Origin of the sequence: Brevibacterium picturae (genome assembly GCF_030453725.1) — a bacterium.
Classification (GTDB): Bacteria; Actinomycetota; Actinomycetes; order Actinomycetales; family Brevibacteriaceae; genus Brevibacterium; species Brevibacterium sandarakinum_A.
The window spans coordinates 1-5,320 of sequence record NZ_JAKDJU010000189.1 but is presented as its reverse complement, the minus strand read 5'-3'; the positions used below and the strand labels follow the sequence as shown (position 1 = coordinate 5,320).

4 protein-coding genes and 1 tRNA gene are annotated in these 5,320 nt (G+C 65.4%); 3 read left to right on the top strand and 2 right to left on the bottom strand.

What is annotated here, in order from left to right; translation table 11 throughout:
- Positions 1 to 374: trehalose-phosphatase (locus L0G76_RS13755; RefSeq protein ID WP_304357736.1), on the bottom strand; the 374-nt coding region annotated here is incomplete at its 3' end.
- Entirely contained in the window at positions 371 to 1,966 is a 1,596-nt protein-coding gene (locus L0G76_RS13750; RefSeq protein ID WP_304357735.1) for an alpha,alpha-trehalose-phosphate synthase (UDP-forming), read from the bottom strand. The genes L0G76_RS13750 and L0G76_RS13755, both read right to left, overlap by 4 nt.
- A 65-nt stretch (positions 1,967 to 2,031) precedes the next feature.
- Here L0G76_RS13750 and L0G76_RS13745 point away from each other — a divergent pair, with 65 nt between their 5' ends.
- The 3 genes from L0G76_RS13745 (at position 2,032) to L0G76_RS13735 (ending at position 5,319) form a co-directional block, all read left to right on the top strand.
- On the top strand, positions 2,032 to 4,071 hold the full coding sequence (locus L0G76_RS13745) for a serine/threonine protein kinase (protein WP_304357734.1): 2,040 nt from the start codon (positions 2,032 to 2,034) through the stop codon (positions 4,069 to 4,071).
- A gap of 134 nt (positions 4,072 to 4,205) precedes the next feature.
- Complete coding sequence (locus L0G76_RS13740; protein ID WP_304357733.1) at positions 4,206 to 5,066, top strand: DsbA family protein; 861 nt, start codon at positions 4,206 to 4,208, stop codon at positions 5,064 to 5,066.
- Between the two features lie 177 nt (positions 5,067 to 5,243).
- Positions 5,244 to 5,319, top strand: a tRNA-Thr gene (locus tag L0G76_RS13735).
- Position 5,320 lies beyond the last annotated feature (1 nt).

Genomic DNA, 5,320 nt, shown 5'->3' with positions numbered 1-5,320 from the left:
TCAGGCGGCCCGGACACTGAGGGTGCGGGGGAGGCTTCGCCCAGGTCCACCTCGGCGCCGTGCGAACCGACCAGCCACACTCCCTGGGGTGGCTCGGCCAGGCGCCGCAGGGTCGTGAGGTCGCGGCCCGAGACCAGGGCCACACGGGTCCCGGGCAGGCCGCTCAAGTCAGCGATCGCCTGTGCCGACTCCGGGAGCATCCGGGACCGGTCGGGGTTGTCCTGCAACGGTGCGAGCACGCCGTCGAAGTCGAGGGCGATGAGGACCGAATCGCCGCCCGTGACCAGCGTGAGGTCGAGGGCGGTCGGTGTCGCGAAATCGGGAGTCGATCGTGGTGTCGGCGAAGACGTCATGGCGGTCGGATCCGATGTCACCGACGCTCCTCGCCGGGTCCAGAGGCGCCGGGTCCAGTGGCGGGTGCCGGTGCAGGCGTGTCAACGGTGGAGGTGATGCGATCGGATGCCGTCGTCGTCCGTTCGGGCAGGGCGGCGGGCCGGTCGGGGATGATCGCCTCCGGGTTCGTGTGGATGGCCTCGAGCTCGGCCAGGAACTTCTTCGACCAGATGCTCACGGTGTCCGTGGAGACCTTCTTGCGCATCTGCTTCATCCGCCGTGAACGCGTCTTCTCATCCATCTGCACGGCGTCGAGGATGCCGGCCTTGAGGTCGCCGATGTCGTGGGGGTTGACCATCACGGCGCCCTTGAGCTGATCGGCGGCCCCCGTGAACTCGGACAGGACAAGGGCGCCGTCATCACGTCTGCGGCAGGCCACGTACTCCTTGGCCACGAGGTTCATCCCATCACGCAGGGCGGTCACGAGCATGACGTCGGCGGCGAGGAAGAAGGCGGTCATCTCATCGCGCGGGTAGGAATGGTGGAGGTAGTGGACGGCGATGGACCCGACTTCGGTCTGCTCGCCATTGATCCGGCCGACGGCCAGCTCCACGTCGTGCCGGATGATCTTGTACTGCTCGAGTCGTTCTCGCGACGGGGTCGCGATCTGGATCAGGACAATGTCCTCGATGTCGAGCTTCCCCTCGGCCAGCAGCTCGCCGAATGCCTTGAGCCGGTGCCGGATGCCCTTCGTGTAGTCCATCCGGTCCACACCCAGCATGACGACCTTCGGATTGCCCACCTCTTCGCGGATCTGCCGGGCACGCTCGATGATCTTCGGATCACGCGCCAGCTCCTCGAGGTACGGGGTGTCGATGGAGATGGGGAAGGCCTCGGCGCGCACGATGTGCCCCGGCAGGAAATCCCCGGCCGGGACGTTGACCGTTGAACCCTTCGTCGTGAAATTGAGACGTCCGCGCACCGCACGTCGGAAGTTCGCGGCATCGGCCGGACGTTGGAACCCGACGAGATCGGCGCCGAGGAGACCGCGCAGGATCTCATCTCGCCAGGGCAGCTGCGCGAAGAGCTCGAACGGTGGGAAGGGGATGTGGTTGAAGAATCCGATCGCCAGGTCCGGTCGCATCCGACGCACCAGTTGCGGAACCAGCTGGAGCTGATAGTCATGGACCCAGACGGTCGCCCCCTCGGCAGCCACCTCGGCGACCTTGGCCGCGAAGCGCTCATTGACCTGCACATACGAGTCCCACCAGGTGCGGTGGAACTCGGGCGGGACGATCACATCGTGATAGAGAGGCCACAGTGTCGCATTGGAGAAACCTTCGTAATATCTGAGGACATCCTCACTCGTGAGGGTGACGGGAACCAGATGCATGCCGTCGATCGTGAACGGGTCGAAATCGACGTCGGGCACCCCGGTCCAGCCGATCCACGCACCCTCCTGAGACTTCATCACCGGAGCCACCGCGGTGACCAAACCCCCAGGTGAGGTACGCCATCCTTGGCTTTTCCCGGCGGGGTCCCGGTCGACGGGCAGACGGTTCGCGACGACGACGAAATCGCTGTCACCATACGCGGATTCGGTCGTGGTCTCGGCAGAGTTGACGGTGTTCATCTGCGCCTCCTCCTGAGTCGGTCCTTGGAACGAACTGTACCCGCTCGACTAGGCTTGGACAGGTGATGGTTCAGGATCTGGGAGGCTACCGCCTCATCGAGGAGCTCGGCTCGGGCGGCATGGGTGTCGTCTATCTCGGTGTCGACGGCGGAAACAACCCTGTCGCGGTCAAGGTTCTGCACCCGCACATCGCCAATGATGAGATCGCTCGCAAACGCCTGGGGCGCGAGGTCAGGACCCTGCGGCGAATCAAACATCCCCGCATCGCCGAGGTGCTCGACGCCGAGCTCGACTCCGCGCAGCCCTTCATCATCACCGAGTTCGTCGACGGGCAGACGCTGTCCGACGATGTCAGGGACAACGGCCCCTTCGCCGAGGACGAGCTCGTCCACTTCGGCCACGCCCTCCTCGACGCCCTCAACGCGGTGCACGAATCCGGTGTCATCCACCGCGACCTCAAGCCCGCGAACGTCATGATCATGGACGGGGAGCCGATGGTGATCGACTTCGGCATCGCCCAGGTCGCCGATGAGGTGCGCGTGACCGCGACCGGCCTTGTGATGGGAACCCCCGGGTACCTGTCGCCGGAGATCGCCGATGGCAAGACCTCGAGTGAGAAGACCGACTGGTGGGGGTGGGCCGCGACCATGGCTTACGCCGCCACCGGCCGCAACCCCTACGGTTCCGGCCCTCTCGAGGCGGTGCTCGGGCGAGTGGCCATGGGCAAGTTCGACCTCGACAAGGCTCCCCGCAACTTCATTCCCCTGATAGCGGCTTGCCTCGACCCGAAGCCCGAACGCCGGCCCAGCGGCCAGATGATCCTCGACGCCCTCGTCGACATCGAGTCCGGGCGTCCGCCGCAATTCGGTTCCGGGCCGCCTGCCGGGAACTCGAATCAGGCTTCCCCGACGGGGACGGCGCGGATGCCTGCGGTCGACGGGGGTGGGCCAGGCTATGGTGCTCCAGCGGCTCTCGGCGGCGCCGCCGCTGGAGCTGCGGCCGCCTATGGCACTTCGGGCTACGGTGCAGCCGGCCACGGATCGCCACGCGGGAACTACCCCGGTTCGGGTCCGAACCCGAACGTGTCCGACCCGGGCGGTGCACACCAGGGAACCGCCTACCCGGGCGGGCCGAACCCAGGTGGGCCGAACTTCAATCGAACGAACTCAGGTGCCCCGAACCACGGTGCCCCGAATCACGGTGCGGCAAACTCAGGGGTCCCGAATCCAGGCGACCCGAATCAGGGTGCAACGATGAGGTATGGGTCCGGCCAGCAGGGCCCTCAGGGATTTGCACAGCCGGGCACCTCACCTCCGGTGCGCAATCCCAACGGCGGCATCCAGGCAGCTCCAGGATCAGCGATGGCCGGGACCAACCTCGGCGGGTATGGACAGGGCGGACAACCGGTGGGACAACCGGCCGGTCCGGGCACTGTCCGACCGGGGCCCAACGGCACCGGAAATCAGACGGCTCAGCCGCGCCAGCAGGGATACGGCGGGGGGCCGATGACCTATCGGACGATCCGGACCGGTGGCTGGGCTGTGTTCGGTCTCATCCTGCTGGCCGTCGCGATCATGCCGCTGGGTCCGCTGTTCGTCACCCTCTTCGTGTTCCTGTGGTCGATCCTGGCGCGAACGGGCACACGATTGGACCGCAAGGCACAGAAGCACCGATTCGAGCACGGGCCGAAGAACAGGGGATTCCTGCGTTCTCTCGCCTCGGCGCCGGGTGCGATTCTGGCATCGGTGCTGACCTCGGCCGCGACCTTCATCCTGCCGGCGATCGCCGGCGTCGCGATGCTTGTGCTGACTCGGCTCGACATCGCGGGAATCGTGCCCAGCGGATACTCGGAGCAGTGGTCGGTGTGGGCCGCCGGTGCCGCCGGTGCCCTCGTGCTGTGGCTGGGGCCGGGCGCGGGCAGCCTGCGATACGGATCGCGTCTCATGGTCTCCGGGGTGACGCGCAACCAGCTGGGCAGGCTCATCACTCTGTCCGCGATCGCGCTCCTGATCATCGTCGGGATCATGGTCATTCAGTCCGGAGCCGGGATGTCCTGGTGGCCCCTGTCGACCAACCCGTTCTCCTATCTGCCGGGCCCGGTCTAGTTGCTCCTTGAATTTCACTGAGAGTCGGGGCAGCGCCTGTTTGGGTAAGGTGGGACGGTCGGGTCTCGTATGTCGACCCGATTCCCCACGGTCCGAGGCTGGGCCGACGTCAGACGATCGCAACGTGAGGAACAATGGCGAAGAACAACTCCGGTGAGAATCGGCGGAACAAAGCACGTGAGAACGCGCGCCAGATCGCAGCGGCTCAGGATAAGAAGGAGAAGACCGCCAAGACCATCCTCTACGTGGGGATCGGTGTCGTCGTGGTGGTCGTGGCCGCGATTGTCGGTGTTCTCATCTTCCAGCAGAGCAAGCCGGGAGTCACCCCGGCCAACTACGTCGCCGGCGGTGTCAGCATGGCCAAGGACGGGCAAGTGGTGCAGCCGAAGCAGATGCCCGACGGCGAAGAATCGGATCTGCCCACTCCTGCCGAAGCCGGCGCCAAGGACAACGCTGCGACGGTGACCGTCTACCTCGACTTCCAATGCCCTGGATGCAAGGCATTTGAAGAAACCAACGCCGAAACTCTGGAGAAGCTCGCCGACGAAGGCTCGATCGTGCTCGAGTACAAGCCGGTGTCGATCCTTGACCGTGCTTCCAGCGGCAATGAGTATTCGACCCGCTCGGCCAACCTGGCCGCCTGCGTCATCGATTCCCAGCCCGAAACCGCCAGGGATCTCTTCCCCGCGATGTACGCTCAGCAGCCTGGAGAGGGCGCGAACGGTCGTACTGACGAGGAACTGCTCAAGGTGGCCGAAGAAGTCGGGGTCGACACCTCGAAGAAGCTCCAGTCCGATCCCGAGCAGACCGTCAAGAGCTGTGTCACGGACCAGTCGTTCAAGGATTTCGTCGAGAAATCCACGACGGAGGCTACGGACAGCGGAGTGACAGGCACTCCCTGGGTGCTCATCAACGGCAAGCAGACCGAGGAGACCAGCGACCCGCAGGCACTGGCGCTTGAGATCCTCAAGGCCACCGGCGAGGTCGAGGGCTGAGCGACTCCACCAGTATCGGTCGACCATCGCCGAGGTGGTGGTCGACCGATGACGGAGGGCGACGTCGTCACGGTCGAGTCCGCGTTTCATCGGTGTGGTGACCGTTCGCCGTTTTGTGGCCGCGAAGGTGAATGGACTACTATCGTGGAGGCGCAGACGGCATCGTTTCGCCGCCACGCCTCCCTAGCTCAGTTGGTAGAGCACCGCTCTTGTAAAGCGAAGGTCATCGGTTCGAGTCCGATGGGGGGCTCCAC

Coding starts and splice junctions, on each gene's coding strand:
- L0G76_RS13750 (WP_304357735.1), bottom strand. CDS start 1,966: ATGAACACCGTCAACTCTGCCGAGACCACGACCGAATCCGCGTATGGT.
- L0G76_RS13745 (WP_304357734.1), top strand. CDS start 2,032: ATGGTTCAGGATCTGGGAGGCTACCGCCTCATCGAGGAGCTCGGCTCG.
- L0G76_RS13740 (WP_304357733.1), top strand. CDS start 4,206: ATGGCGAAGAACAACTCCGGTGAGAATCGGCGGAACAAAGCACGTGAG.